The sequence below is a fragment of the Aliidiomarina soli genome, from assembly GCF_003986975.1.
Classification (GTDB): domain Bacteria; phylum Pseudomonadota; class Gammaproteobacteria; order Enterobacterales; family Alteromonadaceae; genus Aliidiomarina; species Aliidiomarina soli.
The window spans coordinates 137758-157259 of the sequence record NZ_PIPO01000004.1 but is presented as its reverse complement, the minus strand read 5'-3'; the positions used below and the strand labels follow the sequence as shown (position 1 = coordinate 157259).

The window sequence follows — 19502 nt, the reverse complement described above, 5'->3', positions numbered from 1 at the left end:
TAACGAAGTGCCCGACGGGGGATGTGTGAAGACACAAAAGCTAACGATATTAGAAAAGGTCGGTTTCGGGTCCGGAGACATGGCAGTCAATGTAGTCATCTCCTCGATGATGTTGATCATTACCTTCTTCTATACTGATATTTTTGGTCTGAAACCTCAGGACGTTGGCCTTCTACTCCTTTTAGTCCGCTTCGTCGATGCATTTACGGACCCATTAATGGGTGTCATTACCGATAAAGTAAGCACGCGGTGGGGTCGCTACCGCCCTTACTTTCTATTCTTTGCCGTCCCTTTCGGTATTTCTGTCTTCCTGACTTTTTCAACACCTGACGTAGACTATGGCACCAAGCTGGTTTGGGCATATTCCACCTATATTTTCATGACCGTGATGACCACTGCGGTCACCATTCCCTACATTTCGCTGATTGGAGTGCTTACTAACGACCCGAAAGATCGCTTGTCTGCGAATGGTTACCGGCTATTTTTCGCCAAAATCGCCGCTTTTCTGGTCACCATTATCGTGCCGATGCTAGCCGCGCGCTGGGGTGAAGGGCAGGAGGCCTTGGGGTATCAATTTGCCATGGGCCTGATGGCATTAATGGCTACTTTATTGTTTTTATTTTGTTTTTTTACCACAACAGAGCGCGTACGTCATGAAATCAACCCGAAACCTTTCATTGCGCAGCTAAAGATTTTAACCAAGAACGACCAGTGGCAGGTTCTGGTGGGTGTTTGTGTATTGGGCACGATTGGTTACGTCGTGCGGGGGTCGGTAGCGGCCTACTACGCCAAATACTACCTTGGCGGCGGGTCAACGATGCTGTCGATGTTCCTCGCCACCGGGGTTATCGGCGCGTTGCTGGCAATGATTGCCTCCACCTGGATCACCAAGCGTTACTGCAAGATCAAGTTGTTCCGTTACAGCCAAATAGCGGTTGGCCTACTCAGTGTGCTGCTGTTCCTGCTGGTTGGGCCAAATGATGTCGTGCTGGCATTCGTGCTGTACTTCCTGGTGTCTTTTGTCGTCGACCTGCATGCACCTGTCTTCTGGTCAGCCATTTCTGAATCAGTGGACTATGGCCATCACCGCACGGGCGAACGCGTGTCGGGCCTTGCGTTTGGGGGCATTTCCTTTGCCCAGAAAGCTGGCATGGGGCTGGCTGGTTTTATTGTCGGGACGTTACTCACCTTCTTCGGCTATGTGCCCGACCAACCGCAGTCTGAATTCGCCCTACTGGGCATCGCACTGATGTTGAGTGTGATACCAGGCGTGTTCCATGCATTAATGGGCTTTTTAATGTTCAAGTATAAAATTACCGACTCCTATTTTAAAACGATGAAAGCAGACGGTTTGCCCGGCGAGGAGGTTATTATTCCAACCTTAAAGTCTGAGCAACCAGCTAAACAAACACCGTAATCACAGAGGCCTTATGTCAATTTTAAAACCTTTAATAGAGCAGCGAGCCGACCCGTTTATTTATAAGCATACCGACGGTTACTATTACTTCACCGCCTCGGTGCCTGCGTATGACAGAATTGAACTGAGACGTGCGCGCACTATTGATGAGCTGCCATCGGCTGAGACCGTGGCTGTCTGGCATAAGCCAGATTCCGGGCCCTATTCTGAATTAATCTGGGCGCCTGAGATTCACTTTAATCAGGGAGCCTGGTACGTCTATTTCGCAGCTGCACCGAGTCGCGAGATCAAAGAGGACCTCTTTCAACACCGTATGTATGCGATTCGCTGTCAGGACGACAACCCACTGACTGGCGAATGGGAGTTTATGGGCCAGATTGAAACCGGCATGGATACCTTCTGTCTGGACGCCACAACCTTTACCCATGGCGGTCAGCTGTATTACATGTGGGCACAAAAAGAGAACGGCATTGCCGGCAACTCAAATCTGTACATTGCCACCATGGAAAATCCCTGGACCCTGTCTTCTGCGCCAGTACGCCTGACTGTGCCGGAATACCACTGGGAATGCATCGGTTTCCTGGTCAACGAAGGCCCGGCGGTGCTGCACCGTAACGGCAAAGTGTTTGTCACCTATTCGGCGAGCGCCACCGACGAGAATTATGCCATGGGCTTGCTATGGGCTGACGAAGACGCAGACTTAATGGACCCGGCCAGTTGGCAAAAATCAAAGGACCCGGTGCTGGTCAGCGCCCCGGAAGACAAAGTATTCGGCCCTGGACACAATAGTTTTACCGTCGCGGACGACAATGAAACTGTGCTGCTTGTTTACCACGCACGCACCTATACAGAAATCGAAGGGGACCCGCTATGGGACCCGAACCGCCATACCTTCGTCAAAAAACTGCGGTGGGATAACGATGGCATGCCTGTATTTGGCAAAGCGTCCAGAGACGATTAGCCGGGGTTACTTGAGTTTCAGATCGGGTTCCTGCTGGGCAAAGTCCGGGAACCCTTCGTCGTCCCACTGGATCAGACGAACCCGGCTGTCACGATTAGGATCATGCAGTGAATTGCCCTCAATCTCACGATAACTGCGGGCGTGATACACCATCAGGTCACGGCCCTGCTCGTCAACGGTAAAGCTATTGTGGCCAGGCCCGTAGCGCTCTAAATCCGCGTTGGTGTAGAACACCGGTTGCGCTGACTTATGCCAGTTATCAGCGTCCAGCAAATCAGCATCGGCGTCTGCCCATAATAGCCCCATGGCGTAATTGGCATCGGTGGCGCTGGCTGAGAAGCTTAACATGACCCGACCGTGGCGGATCAGCGCGGCCGCACCCTCATTGACTGCATAACCCTGGGTTTCCCAGTCAAATTCAGGTTCGCTGATTTTGGTTTGCGGCCCCACCCTGGTTGGGCTCAGCAGCTCGGCAATGAACAGCGCTGAGTTATAGTCATGCTCTGGATGCTGCTGCGCCCATACCAGGTAATTGGTTCCTTGATGGCGAAAATGGGTAGTGTCCAGGGTGAAAGTGTCCCATGCGGTTTCTAATTGCCCCAGCTCTTGCCATTCGCCACTTAGTGGGTCTTCACTGGTGTTTTCCAATACGTAAGTGCGTATTGCAAAGGGCGCGTCCGTGCGGCCAGCTGCAAAATAGATATACCAGGCATCGTCGATGCGGTGGATCTCCGGCGCCCAGATGTTCGCGCTCATCTCACCGTCTTCACGTTGTTCCCAGATCGTTACAACCTCAGCATCTGCCAGCCCGACAACGGAGTCGGCGCGGCGTAACTCGATGCGGTTAAATTCAGGCACGGATGCAGTGAAATAGTAGCTGTCATCCACTTTTAATAACCAGGGGTCGGCCCGCTGGGGGATCAGAACCTCGGCAGAGGCGAATAACGGCGAGCAAAGTAAGCACATTAATGTCAGGTATTTAATCATGTGTGGTGACTCCTGGTTCTGGCAAACCGCGGCCATGGGTTTGATAGATGAGAACGGAACCCGCTAAGGGCTCGTTGGCTTTTTGCGCCTCGGTTAAGCCTTCCGTCGCTGAGGTCACAAATAGAATGTTCATGTCCGGGCCGCCGAAAGCAACACAGGTGGGTTGCGACACGGGTAAATCAAGCACGCCCTGCAGTTGCCCATGAGGGTTGAACCGAGCCACGCCGCTACCGCCCCATAAGGCCACCCAGAGATCACCCTGGGCATCAACAGTAGCGCCATCGGGTTCGCCTCGGGGAACCGATGCAAATACGCGAGGGTTTGATGGCGTTCCGTTAGCGGGCTCAAAGTCGTACTGCTGGATGACGCCGGTTGGTGTATCTGCATGGTACATACGCGTGCCTTCCGGGTTCCAACACAACGCGTTAGGAATAGCGAAGCCTTCCAATACAGGGCTACAGCCATTTGCATTCAGTCGATAAAGACTCCCTTGTTTGCCTTCGTCGTGCTCAACCATCGTTGCTGACCAGAAACGCCCCTGACGGTCCGTACGACCGTCATTGAAGCGATGCCCGCTAGTCTCAAGCTCTGGTCGTGCGAGCCATTGCACTTGCTGACTTTCAGGCTCATAGATAGCGAAACCAGAGGCAAAACTCACCACCATTTTAATTGGGTCAGTAGTGATAACTGAAAACGCAGTTAAGCGTTCTGGCGTGGTCCAGGTCTCCAGCCTCCGACTATGCCAATGGTAGCGGTGCAGCTGGCAACCATGAATGTCGGTCCACCACAGAGTTTCGGTTTGTGCGTGCCAGACAATGCCTTCACCAAGGCGGTTGGCAACATCGATGCTACCGATAAATTGACAGTTATCCACGGGTAGAACTCCTGTTAAGAACTTTCTGCAAGGCGATGAAAATAAACAACAGCAGGCCTATAGCAATGCGCGCCCACCAGCTGTTCAAGGTGCCTTCAAAGATAATATAGGTATGAATAATGCCCATCAGCATCACGCCCAGCAAGGTACCTACAATATAACCGCTACCACCGGTCAATAGCGTACCGCCAATGACCACCGCCGCAATGGCGTCCAGCTCCATGCCAATGCCAGTGAGCGCATATCCGGAAAAGGTATAAAAGGTGTACAGAATGCCCGCAAATGCAGCGAGAAAACTGGACATCGCATAAATACCAATCGTGGTTCGCGCCATCGGTACGCCCATTAACGCGGCCGACTGGCGATTGCCACCGACTGCGTAAATATAACCGCCAAAGCGGCTAAAATGGGTCAACAGGAAGATTGCGCCAAACACGACCAACAATAGAATCACTGAACTGGGCAGCCAGGCGTTGCCCGGTAGCGCAAAACCCGCATCAGCCACCGCGTAATACAAGGAATGCTCAATTCCCACTGATTCTTCACTAATAGTTGTCGCCAGACCGCGAGCAAAGAACATGCCGGCGAGTGTCACAATAAAAGGCTGCAGCTTGTAGACGTAGATTAGGGTACCCATGAAAGCCCCAAACAACGTACCTATGACGAGCACCAGCGGAAACACCAGCAACGGATGCCACTGATATTCACTGATCAGCACCGCACAGAGCACACCACTAAGCGCGACCACGGCCCCAACCGACAAATCTATGCCGCCAGACAGAATGACCAGCGTCATACCGAGCGCGACTACTAGTAAAAACGCGTTGTCGGTCAGCAAGTTAGTCACCACCTGCAAACTGGCAAACCCTTCAAACTGGAATCCGCCGACAATAAACATCACGACTAACAACGAGAAAGTAGCCAGCAGGGGAATAAATCGACGTGCAATCATGAGTGTCTCCATCTGCCGGCGAGGCCGCTGATTTGTTTACGGAAGGTGTCGGACTGCAGTAATAGCACCAACACCACGGCGATGGCTTTGATCAGCAAGTTCAGCTTAGACGGCATGCCGCTGACCATAATCGTCGTATTCAGGGTCTGGATAATGAGCACGCCAAGTAACGACAAAGGAATCGAGAACCGACCACCGCTCAGCGCGGCACCGCCCAGGACAACGGCAAGAATAGCGTCCAACTCGAGCCATAACCCCACGTTATTAGCGTCCGAGCCCTGAATGTCGGCGGCACTGATCATACCTGCCAACGCTGCACAAAAGCCGGTCAGCATATACGCCATCAGTTTAACCGTGCGATCATTAATGCCCAGGTAGCGACTGGCACTTGCATTGCAACCCACGGCTTCAACAAATAGCCCCAGCGCAGTGCGTCGCAAGAGCAACTGACTGATTGAGAACACCGCTAGCACCAGCCAGATGGAAACGGGAATACCAAGTAGCGTGCCGCTGCCGAGGAAACTAAAGCCAGCATGCTGAAAGGTGACTATCTGACCATCATTCAGCAATTGCGCAATGCCACGTCCGGTGACCATCAGCAGCAGCGTCGCGATAATCGGTTGAATGCCCATATAGCTGACCAGACCGCCATTAATCAGCCCACACAAGACCCCACTGGCAATTCCAATCGCCAGCACCGTGAACAGGCTGGCGTCAGTAGCTACCAGTAAGTTAGCGCAGACCGCACCAGCAATGGCCATCACCGCACCGACCGACAGGTCTATACCGCCGGTAGCAATAACCACCGTCATACCAATTGCCAGTAATGCCACCGGCGCACTGCGGTGAAGAATATCAATGGGGTTACCGTAAAACCGGCCATGGTCAAAATGAATATTAAGAAACGAGGCGTCCATCAGCACGTTAAATACAAGCAGGAGCACCAATGCAGCGATCGGCCAGGTGTAGCGCGATGTTATTAGCAGTCGCTCTTTAAAAGAATGAGAGATCTCTGTGTTTATCAACTTACACCTCGGCTATCGAATGCATAATGGATTGGGCGGTGAGTTCCGCGCCCTGCAATTCAGCGACTTTGCGATGGTCCCGCATCACCACCACGCGGTTAGCAAACGCAACCAGCTCTTCCAGCTCGGACGACGCCACCAGTAACGACATGCCCTCGTCGCACAAAGACTTAATCAATTTAATGATTTCAGCATGGGCACCAATGTCGATGCCCCGCGTCGGTTCATCCAGAATCAACAGCTGCGGGCGAGTTGCGAGCCAGCGCGCCAGAATCACTTTCTGCTGATTCCCACCGCTGAGCTCCTCAATCGGTTTTTCCGCGTTCGGTGTGGCGATATTGAATGACTCAATGTACTGATTGGCCAGGGTTCGTTGCTGGTCGGGGGCTATGTAGCGCCACCAGCCTGCCTGTACCTGCAGCGCCAGCGCGATGTTCTCGCGAATCGACAGCGGTCCGATAATGCCATCGGTTTTACGATCCTCGGGACACAAGGCGATGCCCTGCTGCATCGCGTCTGCCGATTGGTTCAGGGTAATGACTTGCTCACGCATTTTAATTTCACCGCTTTTCAGCGTGTCGATACCAAACAATGCGCGGCATACCTCAGTGCGGCCGGAGCCCAGCAGACCGGCCATACCCACGGCCTCTCCCTTATTCACGGTGAGTGAAACCTTGTCCACAGAATGCGCTACGCTTGCCTCGGTTACGGTGAGCAGTGCCTCTGCCTGCGCTGCGTCTGTACGCACAGGTTGCGCAGTGACCTGCTGCAGTTCCTGGCCCAGCATCGCCTCAATTAAACGGCTGCGCGGCAGGTCGGTGGTCAGGTATTCGCCGATGAGCTTGCCGGAGCGCAACACTGTGATGCGGTCTGATATCTGGTAGACCTGCTCCAGAAAGTGGGTAATGAACAACATGCCAATGCCTTCGCTTTTCAGCTGGCGCAAAATGTCGAAAAGAATCTCAACTTCACTGCTGTCGAGACTGGCCGTCGGCTCGTCCAGTACCAGAACTTTGGCATTCATCGCCACACCACGCGCAATCGCAATCAACTGCTGTACGGCAACAGAGTATTGCGACAGAGATTCCGTAACATCGATATCGAGCTTGAAGCGTGTGAGTAGCTGACGCGCGTCTTCTGCCATCTGCTGCCAGCGAATACAGCCAAACCGGGTCGGCTCGCGCCCGAGGAATAGGTTATGGGCAACGCTTAAATTAGGTAATAAGTTAACTTCCTGATACACCGGCGCGATACCCAGTTGCTGAGCTTCGGCGGTATTCGACGGGTGTATTTCCTGCTGTTGCAACTGAATACAACCACTGTCTTTGGCCAGAACCCCGGTCATGATCTTGACCAGTGTCGATTTGCCGGCACCATTTTCGCCTAGCAGCGCATGCACCTCACCCGGGAACAACCGAAAATCGACGGTGTCCAGTGCTTTAACCCCAGGGAAAGCTTTACTAATATTGCTGAGTTCAAATAACGCATGTTGTTCTTGTTGTTGGTCTTGCATATGTCTCTCCCAACTATATCCGAACGCCAAAACTGCTTATTGAGTTCGTCGTTGATATTCTTCTTCGGCAGTCGCCTGAGTGAACACATCACCGGTCGTGCGGATCAGCTTCGGTATGTCGGTGTCGCCGCTTAGGTAGCGCTGGATAACATCGTATGTAGGCGCACCCAGATGAGGGTCTAATTCGACGGTGACGTTAGCGACGCCGTTCGCCATCGCCAGGAAGTAATCGGGGATGCCATCGACCGAAATGATGCGAATATCTTGTCCAGGCCGCAGACCCGCTTCGCGAATGGCCTGAATAGCGCCCAACGCCATTTCGTCGTTATGCGCCCACAATGCGCAGATGCTGCGCGGGTCTTCTGCACGGAGGAAGTTTTCCATCACTTCCTTGCCACGGTTGCGGGTGAACTCTGCAGTTTGACTACGCACGATGCTAATGCGGTCATGTGCATCAATCACTCGGTTAAAACCCGTTCCGCGGTCGATCGCCGCCGTCGACCCCACCGTGCCCTGTAACTCAACCACACGGCATTCGCCTTGCACGTTATCCACCAGCCACTCCGCAGCTTTAACGCCTTCTTCAACAAAGTCTGAGGCGATACGGGTCAGGTAAAGATCTTCGTCTGCACGAATGTTGCGGTCCAGAATGATCACCGGAATATTGGAGCGCTGGGCCTGGCGTAAAATCGGCGTCCAGCCGGTTTCCACCACCGGCGCTACGACAATGGCGTCGACCCGCATTGCGATAAAAGTACGCACCGCGCGAATTTGGTTGGCTTGCTGCTGTTGAGAGTCGGCAAACTTGAGGGTAATGCCGCGCCTTGTCGCTTCATCGCGCATGTCGTTACTAAAGTTCGTGCGCCATCCGCTTTCTGAACCCACCTGAGCGAAACCGACCACGGTCTCGGCCATGGCACTGTGGCTGAACAGGAGTAACGACATCATTGTGAATGTCTTTATGTTCATGTTTTTCGCCTTTTATCTTATTGTATGATAATTTTTTTATTGGCAAATGAATGTTGTTGTCTTGGTTGTCGTCCGCGTTAATTAAGTCGTCGAAAATTTATAGAGACTGCGTTGTTGATACGTTTGTCCGGGAGACAGCATCACGGAAGGGAACCGAGGCTGGTTAACTGCGTCCGGATGAATATGAGGTTCCAGACATAGCCCGCCATATTGTTGCAATGGTTGACCTGAAGCGCCGGGTATGGAGGAATCCAGGAAATTCCCGCTGTAGAATTGCACGCCTGGCTCTGTACTAAATAGCTCCATGGTGCGCCCTGATACAGGGTCCCGTAACGTCGCCAATATCTGTAAGGCATCGCTTTTTTGGTTACCGGCCACCCAAAAATGATCATAACCACTTTCGGTGTTCGCGATATCCTGTCCGATCGGCTTGGCTTGCTGGAAATCCATCGCCGAATTGGTCGTTGGTAATAAACGACCGGTAGGAATTAATGCTTTGTCGACCTCTACATAGCGATCGCCATGAAGAGTCAGTTCTTGTTCCAGTACTGACCCTGAACCGGCCAGATTAAAATAGATATGGCTGGTCATATTCACTGGACATGCTTTATCAGTGCTCGCCTGGTACTCAATCAGCAGCTCGTTGTCTTCATTCAGCGAGTAGGTTACCGTGGCTTCAAAATTACCCGGGTAGCCCTGATCACCGTCTTCGCTTTGAATATGAAAGGTCACACTCACGCTATTGCTGGTTTTTCTGCTACTTTCTTTCCTGCTCTTTGTTTCCCTGCTATCTGTTTCCCAGAAACGAAAAGACAAGCCTTGCGGGCCGCCATGCAGCTGGTGAGGGCCCTCATTGCTGGTTAGGTTAACGGCCTGGCCTGCGGAGGAAAACTGACTATTGCCGATACGGTTCGCGCAGCGGCCAACAATGACACCAAAGTAATACGGGTTGCTCAACCATAACGCCGGATCCTGATAATTCAGAGTAATGTCTTTAATGCCGTCTTTACCAGGGACTTTCAGGGAACGCACACTGGCGCCGAAATTCGCCAGCGTCACTTGCATACCCTGACTGTTCTGTAAGGTAAAAAAGCGCAGAGGCTGGCTAAAGCCAGCATGCACTTCTTCACGTTCTGCTATCAACAAAGCCATGGCTTAGTTCTTAACGGCGCTGTTGGTGCGTTCGCCATTGATCCAACGGCTGATGCCCCAGGGGTTGCCGTTCTGCAGCGCGGCAGGCAATAAATCATGCGGATAATTCTGGAAGCAAATTGGACGTACAAAGCGGTCAATCGCTTTGGTACCTACCGACGTAAAGCGGCTGTCCGTTGATGCTGGCGAAGGACCACCGTGCATCATCGCGTCACACACTTCGACGCCGGTCGGGAAGTTATTCACCACCATACGGCCAACTTTCTCTTGTAGCAGGTTCAGCAACTCAGCGTAATTTTGCAGTTCGCTTTCGGTCGCCTGTAAGGTACCGGTCAACTGGCCACCTAAATGACGCACTGCGGCATTCAGCTCTTCTGCATTCTTACATTTGATCACCAGCGAGCTAGGCCCGAAGTTCTCTGCCTGAAGCTCTGGGTTTTTGATGAAATCGGCTGCAGACACGGTAAATAACTCTGCCTGTCCACAAAAGCCTGTTTCACCGTCTTTGACCGGCTGGCCGGAGCCAACTGATGTTACACCTGGCTGAGCAGATAGTGTCTGCCGGCCTGACTGATATGCCTCAGCAATACCCTGGTTCAACATCACGCCTGCGTTAACGTCGCCCAGCGCTTTGGCCGTGGCGTCGATAAAGGTATCAAGGTCATCACCTTCAATACCCAGCACTAAACCTGGATTGACACAGAACTGACCAACACCCAGGGTCAGTGAACCGACAAAACCTTCGGCGATGCTCTGCGCTGAGGCTTTTAAAGCCTCTGGCAACACCACGATCGGGTTGATGCTGCCCATTTCTGCAAACACAGGGATTGGATTCGGGCGTTCGCTGGCCAGTTTATACAATGCCATTCCGCCTGAATGAGAGCCGGTAAAGCCGACCGCTTTGACTTGATCCGCTTTGACCAATGCAGCACCGACCTCTTTGCCCGGCCCAGTCACATATGAAAACGTGCCTTTTGGCAGCTGACACTTGTCAGCGGCTTTCTGGATGGCCTGGGCAACTAACTCTGCCGCACCAGCGTGAGAATTGTGGCCTTTCACAATCACCGGGCAACCTGCAGCTAACGCTGAGGCGGTGTCACCACCAGCGGTGGAAAATGCCATCGGAAAGTTTGACGCACCAAACACCACTACCGGACCAATCGATTGCTTATAGAAGCGGATGTCAGCACGTGGCATTGGCTGGCGGTCTGGCATTGCTAAATCGATACGGGCATCCAGGAACTCGCCACTTTGAATGGTATTGGCAAACATTTTCAGTTGGTTGCAGGTACGGCCACGTTCGCCTTCTACGCGTGCTTGTGGATAGCCGGTCTCTGCTTTCAGGCGCTCAAGCAATTCATCACCCAGTGCCATAATTTCGTCTGCACAAGCGTTCAGAAACTCACCGCGCTGCTTGAGCGTTGTCGCTGCATATGCAGGCGCCGCTTTCGCTGCTGCTTCCACAACTGCGTCGATCTGACTGCTATCGGCATAGCTCATCTGTGGCTCAAGCGACTCACCCGTTGCCGGGTTCACCGTCTGGTAGGTGGCACCCTTGCCTGATGTCCATTCACCTTGAATAAGTTGCTTACCTGTAATAGTCATAATATATCCTGTTACTTGAAGATACTCTGTCGTGTCTCACACGACCCGAAATGTTCTGTCACACCCAGCCAGCGTCGACAATAAAGTCTTGCGCTGTGCACATACCGCTGTCGTCCGACGCTAAAAACAACGCCATAGCGGCAATACTATGCGGCTCCAGTGGTGCGCTCAGACACTGATTTTTAGCGATGTCTTGTTTCGTCTCTTCCGTCACCCACAACGACAATTGACGCTCGGTCATTACCCAGCCCGGAGTTAATGTATTGACGCGGATCTTGTCCGCACCCATGTCGCGGGCTAAGCCACGCGTCAGGCCGAGCACCGCTGATTTGGCACTGGTGTAGCCAGGCATGTTGCCCTGGCTTTCATGCCAGCTCATCGAGCCAAGGTTGATAATCGAACCACCGCCGAGCGCTTTCATTTGCGGGTAGACCGCCTGTGCCGCGAAAAACTGAGGACGCAGATTAATATTTATGCGTTCGTCCCAGTACTCAGGCGTCACATCACGAAAGTCGTGGCGGGTATCGCTTGCCGCGTTATTAATCAGCACGCTGATTGGCCCAAGATCATGACCTACCTGTTCAACCACGGCTTTCAAGTCGTCGATATTGATTAGGTTGCACGGATAAAAATGTGCTTCACCGGCTGATGACTTCGCGTTAACCCGCTCAACAAGCGCTCTTGATTCGTCTTCAAGAATATCGACAAATGCCACCCGGCTGCCCTGATCAACAAAAGCTTCTACAAACGCTGCGCCTATGCCCGAACCACCGCCGGTAATAAATACCGTGCGGTCCTTGAGGCTTGGATACTGATTAGTGAGTGTCTCTTGCAATACCATTTGGCACCTGTTTAATGTGAATGCGGTGGTACATCAGCACCGCGGCAACCAACTAAGAAGTCAAAATCACAGCCTTCGTCAGCCTGCAGTACCCGTTCGCGGTAAATTTCCATATAACCACCGGATTTAGCAATCACCTGAGTCGCTTTCAGCTTATTCAGGCGTGCCTCAAGTACGTCGTCGCTGACCTCTAGTTGCAGTACACCAGCGTCGGCGTCCAGTTGAATGTAATCACCTTCTTCAACTGCCGCTAGCGGGCCTAATTCCATTGCTTCCGGGGCGACGTGCAGGACAACCGTACCAAATGCAGTCCCGCTCATGCGTGCATCAGAAATGCGCACCATATCTTTGACGCCTTTTTTCAATACTTTCGGTGGCAGACCCATATTGCCTACCTCGGCCATGCCGGGGTAGCCTTTTGGCCCGCAATTTTTCAATACCATCACGCTGTTTTCATCAACGTCTAACTCAGGGTCAGCGATACGCGCCTTGTAGTCGTCGAAATTTTCAAAAACCACCGCCCGGCCGCGATGTTGCATTAAGTGCGGGCTTGCCGCGGAGGGCTTAAGCACGGCACCACGTGGTGCCAGGTTACCGCGCAACACACAAATACCGCCATGCGCCAGCAGCGGGTTGTCAAAAGTGCGGATCACGTCATCGTTATGACAGGTGGCGTCTGCCACGTTGTCCCAGATCGGCTTACCATTGACCGTTAACGCGTCTTTGTCCAGCAAGCCCTGCTCACCTAACCGACGCAGCACCACGGGCAGTCCTCCGGAATAATAAAACTCTTCCATCAGGTACTGACCAGACGGCTGCAGGTTAACAATAGTAGGCACCTCTTTGCCGACCAGCCAGTCGTCTAATTCGAGGTTCACGCCAATGCGACCAGCAATGGCTTTGAGATGGATCACCGCATTGGTAGACCCGCCAATAGCTGCATTGGTTTTAATCGCGTTAAGAAATGCGTTGCGGGTAAGGACTTTCGACAGGTTTAGCTCTTCATGCACCATATCGACAATGCGCATGCCTGACATGTGCGCAAACACGTAGCGACGAGAGTCGACAGCTGGAATCGCCGCGTTGCCAGGTAAACTGACACCTAAAGATTCAGCCATACATGCCATCGTCGATGCCGTCCCCATGGTGTTACAGGTACCTGCCGAACGGGACATGCTCGCTTCCGCATCCATAAATTCCTGCAAAGTAATATTGCCGGCTTTGTATTCCTCGTGCATTTTCCAAACCATCGTACCCGAGCCAACATCTTTGCCATGATGCTTACCATTAAGCATCGGACCACCGCTCACCACAAGGGTCGGCAGGTCGCAACTGGCTGCGCCCATCAATAACGCAGGCGTTGTTTTGTCACAACCAACAAGGAGTACAACCCCGTCTATAGGATTGCCGCGAATCGCTTCTTCAGTGTCCATCGACGCTAAGTTTCGCGTTAGCATCGCGGTAGGTCGCAGGTTCGACTCGCCATTTGAAAATACTGGGAACTCAACCGGTATGCCACCTGCTTCGCGAATACCGTTCTTTACACGGTCTGCGATTTCTCGAAAGTGAGCATTGCAAGGGGTCAGTTCTGACCATGTGTTACAAATGCCAATAACCGGCTTGTTCTGAAAGTGATGGTCAGGAATACCCTGATTTTTCATCCAGCTACGATACATAAAACCGTTTTTGTCTGCGGTCCCAAACCACTGGGCGGAGCGCAGTTTAGATTTATTTTTATCATCGTTTTTCAAGGCGACACCTTTAATTAGTCATACAATACTACGTTATGGTCGCTATTCTTCCGTTCATTGTCAATCTTTGGCGTCATTCTATACCCAGGTGTCGTAAGCGTCGGTGCCGAGCAGGCCATTGCTCAACCCCTAAAGGTAATATAGTATTACTATTAGATGTAATCGAATAAATTCATAGTAGGAGCGTATCAAATGCGTCTGATTCAATACGTCACGCAGGCTGGTAAACAGCAGACAGGTGTCGTTAATGGTGACAACACTATTACCCCGTTAAATAATGTGGCCAGCGTTTACGAACTTGCCAGCAAAGCGCTGCATAACAAGGTTGCGTTAGTCGAGTTGATTCACAAACTGCAAAGCGATGAGCAAGTGTCTTACGACCAGATTATTACTGAAAACCGCTTGCTGAGCCCTTACACACATAAGGACCCGGCGCACCTGTATGTCACCGGTACCGGCCTGACCCACCTCGGCAGTGCCGACACGCGCGCAACAATGCATGCACAAGGGGCGGGCAGTGATAACGCTGAACTGACCGATTCAATGAAGATGTTTAAAGCGGGTGTGGAGCGAGGTAAGCCGAAGTCTGGTGAGCCGGGTGCGCAACCGGAATGGTTCTATAAAGGCAATGGCAGTATTATCGTCCAGCCTGGACAAACTATCAATTCGCCGCATTTTGCTCTTGATGCGGGGGAAGAGCCGGAGATCGCAGGTTTATATATTAATGATGAGAATGGTCAGCCATACCGCATTGGCTTTGCACTGGGTAACGAGTTTTCTGACCATATCACCGAGAAAGAGAACTACCTGCTGTTAGCGCACTCGAAGTTGCGCCAGTGTGCCATCGGACCAGAAATCTTTATTGGTGAGCTACCAACACATATCGAAGGCTATTCCCGGATTATCAGGGATGGCAAGGTGTTGTGGGAGAAACCGTTTCTCAGCGGCGAAGACAATATGTCGCACAGTATCGAGAACCTGGAGCACCACCACTTTAAATACCCGTTGTTTCGCAACCCTGGTGATGCCCACGTGCACTTTTTTGGCACAGCCACCTTGAGCTTTGGTGATGGCGTAAGTACTCAAGCAGGGGATACCTTTGAAATTGTTGCGGAGGTGTTCGGAAGACCGCTACGCAATGAACTACAGATAGAGCAACACCGTACTATTCAGTCTGTAACCAATCTTTAGACTACTCAGCCGTGTCTTTTAATGCCGCCAGCGTGTGCTCCAGGGCATGCCTGGCGTTAATCAGCAGGGTCTGCATTTCTTTTTTTGCTAAAGTCGGATCCTGTTCTTTAATCGCTAAAAACACGGCTTTATGCCCAGGTAATGAGTCCACATATTCCTCAGCAATTGCACTACTTAACCGAAACGAGTTTTCCAGCGCGGTTTCAATCGTAACGCCTAATGACGCCATAAATTCATTATTAGTTGCCTCTAACAACGCTAAATGAAAGTCCAGATCACTCTTGTAAACGGCATCAGTGCCAACTTTCGCATTTTCCATCGCCTGATACGCTTCAGCCAGCGCCGCTAGTTGCTCATCCGTGCGATGCAGGGCTGCTAGGCTCGCCGCATTTGGCTCGATAATTTCACGCATTTCGTATAATGACATATAAAATTTTGCATCCGGATTACTGCTAAAACACCAGCGCAAAACCTCAGCATCGAACATGTTCCAGTGTTTACGGGGGCGAATCCGTGTACCCAGCTTCGGTCTGGACTCAATTAACCCTTTTGCTGTTAATAGCTTAAAGGCCTCGCGTAACGTGGTTCGCGACACACCGAGCTCTTCACCGATATCATTTTCATTAGGAATATACTCGCCTGGCACGTACTCACCGCTCACGATTCTCGAACCAAGTTCCTGAGCAACCCAGGAATAAATACTTTGTGGTCGATTTCGGGTTGCGCTTTTCATGAGAAGTTCCTAATGCGTGCAATATTGCGTTAGTGTCATAGTAGCTTTTTTTCGCTGTTAGCGTAACCCGCTCAAAATGAATAAAGTCGCTCTCCGCGGAGACAGGTTTAATGCTGCGAATAACGTTACCCGTATACATAAAAAAGCGCACCACTGACAAACCAATGATGCGCTCACTCGTACTTTAACTAAATTCTGCTTGTTTACTGCAGACGTTTACGAGCCTTTCGTCTCGCTGATGTAGTCCTCAACGAACTGCTCAAGCACATTCAGTGGGACCGGACCACTGCCAAGCACGACATCGTGGAATTCACGAATATCAAAATCGTCGCCAAGCTCGGATTTCGCCATTTCACGCAATTCCAGGATCTTGATCATGCCAATTTTGTACGCAGTCGCCTGGCTTGGCATCACGATATGACGCTCCACCATCTTCACTGCGTCGGCGCGGGCGTTCGGGGTATTGGTGACATAAAATTCAATACCCTCTTCACGTGTCCACTGTTTGTCATGAATACCGGTATCAACCACCAGACGAACCGCACGCCATAACTCCATCGCTAAACGACCAAAGTCAGAGTATGGGTCTTCATACAGGCCGATTTCTTTTGGCAGCAGCTCGGTGTAGAGCCCCCAACCTTCCGTGTAGGCTGTGTAACGACCATACTTTCTGAAACTTGGAATGCCTTCCAGCTCCTGGGCCATCGCAATTTGCATATGGTGGCCTGGAATGCCCTCGTGGTACGCCAAAGCTTCCATCTGATAGGTTGGCATAGATGCCATGTCGTACAGGTTAGCGTAGTAAATACCTGGACGTGAACCGTCCATCGAAGGCTGCTGATAGAACGCTTTGCCCGCAGACTGTTCGCGGAAAGGTTCTACCGCTTTAACAATCAGATCAGCTTCTGGCTTGTTCAGGAACAGTTCGTCAAGGCGCCCACGCATGTTGTCGATGTAAGCTGTTGCTTCATCCATATAACGCGCGCGGCCTTCTTCCGTTGCCGGGTAGATAAAGTCTTCGTTGTTGCGCATGTGGACGAAGAACTCTTCCAGGGTGCCCTCGTAACCTACTTGCTCCATGATCCCGCGCATTTCTTCGTGGATCCGCTCGACTTCGTCCAACCCGATTTGGTGGATCTCATCTGCAGTGAGGTCTGTGGTCGTGGTGCGTTGTAACGCATGGTTATAGAAAGCTTCGCCTTCAGGGAATTTCCAGGCGCCGTCGTCGGTGTTGGCTTGCTCTGCAATTTCCTCCACCTTACTGATCAGGTTTTCATAGGCTGGCTGAACTGATTCGAGCATCGCCTCCCGGGCAGCACTCATCAATTCATCCCGCTGACTGTCATCAAGGTCCAGACTTTCCAGTTTGCCCGTGAAGTCAGCCCACAGTGCGCTCGGTTCGCCATCGTCAAACGGCGCGCCTGAAATAATATTCTCACTGTCATTGATGACGTACGGGTAGACAAACTGCGGTGCAATAATTCCCATCTCTGCCCGAATCGTCAAATTCTCTGCCAACTGCTCAAAAAGTGTCGGTAACCCATTCAGTCGGGCGATGTAATCCTCAGCATCCGACACTTCGCTAATGCCGTGCTGGTTAATCAGCAGCGACGCGACGCTGGAATGCATCCCAAACATCTGATTAACCGGATAGTTGTAATGGCGCCACTCGTAATCAGCAATGTCATTTTCCAGCTGCTGCTTCATTAGCTGCCAGCTTACCCGGGTTTGATCATCCAGCTTCGACTCGTCTATAGCCATGACCCGCTCCAGCTGCGCTTGCTGAAACTCCAGATCTTCTTCTGCGCGCTGCTCGGAAATATCGTCCCATTTATCCTGATCGTCCTTGATGCCAAGGTACGACTGATACATTGGGCTACGCATCACAGTTTGCATGAAAATGTCTTCAAACAGCTGATTGGCCTTTTCAGACTCAGTTTGCTGCGACTCCTGCGTGCCCGACTGGGCGGCCGGCGCTTGTGACTCGGCGGCGCTAGTTCCAGCTTGATCTGACGAGTCAGAGCAGGCGGTTATCGCTAACGCTAGCGAAACTGCCAGCGTGATACGTTTATATTCGAACATGTGTTATCTCCTGTTGGTTTTACATACTTGTTAACTAGTATGGCTCATGATGTCAACGTGAAGGCGATTAGAAGGGCAATGGATCAGATAGTTGGGTCGACACCCGCCCCAACACGAGCAAAGGTTGCTCAAAAATGGGTCAGCGCGCTGTGACCCGATACCTTGTGCTCCGCCCGCCACCAGGAAGTTTCTCTATAACACCTTGTTCAACCAAATCAGTTAAGTGTCGGGTGGCAGTGGCTTTACTTACTTTGGCGACGCGCTGGTATTGGGTTGCGTTGACGCCATGTTCAAAATCGCCATCTAACAACCGGTTGAGCACTTTACGTTGTGACTCTGATAATGGCTTGTCGGCATTGCGCGCCCAGAATTTGGTTTTAACCAGGGTGCGCTCGATTTTCGCCAACGCACCTTCGACCGAAAGCGTTAGCGTTTCGATGAACCATTTCAGCCAATCGGTGACGTCTATACCGTGCTTTTGGGTGTGCTCAAGTACGTCATAGTAAGCCTTACGATGCTCCAGAATGGCCTCCGACATGGCATATAAACGAATGCTGTTCTGATCTGCCTGCGCAAGCGCGCGATCAGTGAGCGCGCGAGTAATACGCCCATTGCCATCTTCGAATGGGTGAACAGTGACAAACCAAAGGTGGGTGATGCCTGCCCGCACAATAGGGTCAAGGTCGCTATGTTCGGTTTCATTGAACCAGCCGACAAACTGCTCAAGCTCTTTTTCCACAACAGCGCGGGGCGGTGCCTCGAAATGCACTTTGGGGGTTAACAGCGGGCCAGAAACAATTTGCATGGGCGCCTCACCCCGAAGCTGGCCAGGCTCTACTTTTTGCATCAGCGACGAATGACCTTGAAACAACCAGCGATGCCACTGCAATAAGGTTTCGATTGAAAGAGGCTTTTGCCACGACGTAACAGCATCGCGCATTAAGCTCGCAAGCCCTTCACTTTGCGCTGATACCTTCACGGGATTCTGATCATCAACACCCAACTGCCGCGCAAGAGAGGAACGGACCCCGTATACGTCGACCTTTTCGCTCTCAATCGCGGATGATGCCACGATATTCGCAAGCAAAGCATCAAGCGTAAATTCCTCACGCCCCTCGACTAAAGCCATTCGGCCCTTCAATTGCCCCAGGTGATCGTAAACACGCCGAAGCAATGGTTGTAGCTCGGTATCCCGCCATTGAAAGTTGGGCCAATCTTGGCACTGCCAGAGCCACTGTGGAGGTTGGGTTTCGCTAGCCGCCATAGCTTTTTCACCTTAATTGCAGCAATGAGCCGATTACTATGATTTAATCGGCTCACATAATGAGTCAAATAGTAGACCTAAATGGCTCATTGTGCAATTTACTCTATATTCTGGATCTGCTTGTTGAACATCGCTTTGAATTCAATTAAATCAATAAATTACGGTTTATTTGTCATGCTTATTGA

At 51.7% G+C, this 19502-nt stretch carries 16 protein-coding genes; 3 read left to right on the top strand and 13 right to left on the bottom strand.

From position 1 onward, the window contains the following. The first annotated feature begins 25 nt into the window (after positions 1-25). Positions 26-1417: an MFS transporter gene (locus CWE14_RS09835; protein WP_126799224.1), complete on the top strand. Its 1392-nt coding sequence runs from the start codon at positions 26-28 to the stop codon at positions 1415-1417. A 13-nt stretch (positions 1418-1430) separates the two neighbouring features. Then, positions 1431-2378, top strand: a complete 948-nt coding sequence (locus CWE14_RS09830; RefSeq protein ID WP_126799223.1) for a glycoside hydrolase family 43 protein — start codon at positions 1431-1433, stop codon at positions 2376-2378. A 6-nt stretch (positions 2379-2384) separates the two neighbouring features. On the opposite strand, the gene CWE14_RS09825 is transcribed toward CWE14_RS09830, so the two are convergent. From CWE14_RS09825 to CWE14_RS09780, 10 genes are all read right to left on the bottom strand, one after another. Continuing rightward, the gene (locus tag CWE14_RS09825; RefSeq protein WP_126799222.1) at positions 2385-3365 is read right to left on the bottom strand and encodes a glycoside hydrolase family 43 protein; all 981 of its coding nucleotides are present in this window, start codon (positions 3363-3365) and stop codon (positions 2385-2387) included. Then, positions 3358-4239: an SMP-30/gluconolactonase/LRE family protein gene (locus CWE14_RS09820; protein WP_126799221.1), complete on the bottom strand. Its 882-nt coding sequence runs from the start codon at positions 4237-4239 to the stop codon at positions 3358-3360. Before CWE14_RS09820 ends, CWE14_RS09825 begins: the two co-directional genes overlap by 8 nt. Then, on the bottom strand, positions 4232-5191 hold the full coding sequence (gene yjfF, locus CWE14_RS09815; protein WP_126799220.1) for a galactofuranose ABC transporter, permease protein YjfF: 960 nt from the start codon (positions 5189-5191) through the stop codon (positions 4232-4234). Before yjfF ends, CWE14_RS09820 begins: the two co-directional genes overlap by 8 nt. After that, a complete protein-coding gene (locus CWE14_RS09810) occupies positions 5188-6216 on the bottom strand; it encodes an ABC transporter permease (protein ID WP_241972372.1) in 1029 nt (342 codons plus the stop codon). The genes yjfF and CWE14_RS09810 overlap by 4 nt, the downstream gene beginning before the upstream one ends. A gap of 1 nt (position 6217) precedes the next feature. Continuing rightward, positions 6218-7729: a sugar ABC transporter ATP-binding protein gene (locus CWE14_RS09805; RefSeq protein ID WP_126799219.1), complete on the bottom strand. Its 1512-nt coding sequence runs from the start codon at positions 7727-7729 to the stop codon at positions 6218-6220. A 36-nt stretch (positions 7730-7765) separates the two neighbouring features. Then, complete coding sequence (locus CWE14_RS09800; RefSeq protein ID WP_126799218.1) at positions 7766-8698, bottom strand: ABC transporter substrate-binding protein; 933 nt, start codon at positions 8696-8698, stop codon at positions 7766-7768. Positions 8699-8779: 81 nt separating this feature from the next. Then, positions 8780-9850 carry an aldose epimerase family protein gene (locus tag CWE14_RS09795; RefSeq protein ID WP_126799217.1) on the bottom strand — a complete coding sequence of 357 codons (1071 nt, stop codon included), beginning with the start codon at positions 9848-9850 and terminating at the stop codon, positions 8780-8782. A 3-nt stretch (positions 9851-9853) separates the two neighbouring features. After that, positions 9854-11455, bottom strand: coding sequence for an aldehyde dehydrogenase (NADP(+)) (locus tag CWE14_RS09790; protein ID WP_126799216.1), 1602 nt, complete (start codon positions 11453-11455; stop codon positions 9854-9856). A 58-nt stretch (positions 11456-11513) separates the two neighbouring features. Further along, positions 11514-12296, bottom strand: coding sequence for an SDR family NAD(P)-dependent oxidoreductase (locus CWE14_RS09785; RefSeq protein WP_126799215.1), 783 nt, complete (start codon positions 12294-12296; stop codon positions 11514-11516). A gap of 11 nt (positions 12297-12307) precedes the next feature. Next, the gene (locus CWE14_RS09780; protein ID WP_126799214.1) at positions 12308-14047 is read right to left on the bottom strand and encodes an IlvD/Edd family dehydratase; all 1740 of its coding nucleotides are present in this window, start codon (positions 14045-14047) and stop codon (positions 12308-12310) included. A gap of 192 nt (positions 14048-14239) precedes the next feature. Between CWE14_RS09780 and araD1 the strand changes: the two genes are divergently transcribed. Further along, complete coding sequence (gene araD1, locus CWE14_RS09775) at positions 14240-15238, top strand: AraD1 family protein (protein ID WP_126799213.1); 999 nt, start codon at positions 14240-14242, stop codon at positions 15236-15238. A gap of 1 nt (position 15239) precedes the next feature. On the opposite strand, the gene CWE14_RS09770 is transcribed toward araD1, so the two are convergent. The 3 genes from CWE14_RS09770 to CWE14_RS09760 all read right to left on the bottom strand — a co-directional run bounded on the left by CWE14_RS09770 (position 15240) and on the right by CWE14_RS09760 (position 19317). Next, positions 15240-15971, bottom strand: a complete 732-nt coding sequence (locus CWE14_RS09770; protein ID WP_126799212.1) for a FadR/GntR family transcriptional regulator — start codon at positions 15969-15971, stop codon at positions 15240-15242. Positions 15972-16187: 216 nt separating this feature from the next. Next, on the bottom strand, positions 16188-18053 hold the full coding sequence (locus CWE14_RS09765; protein WP_126799211.1) for a DUF885 domain-containing protein: 1866 nt from the start codon (positions 18051-18053) through the stop codon (positions 16188-16190). A 139-nt stretch (positions 18054-18192) separates the two neighbouring features. After that, entirely contained in the window at positions 18193-19317 is a 1125-nt protein-coding gene (locus CWE14_RS09760; protein WP_126799210.1) for a Fic family protein, read from the bottom strand. Between the last annotated feature and the right edge of the window lie 185 nt (positions 19318-19502).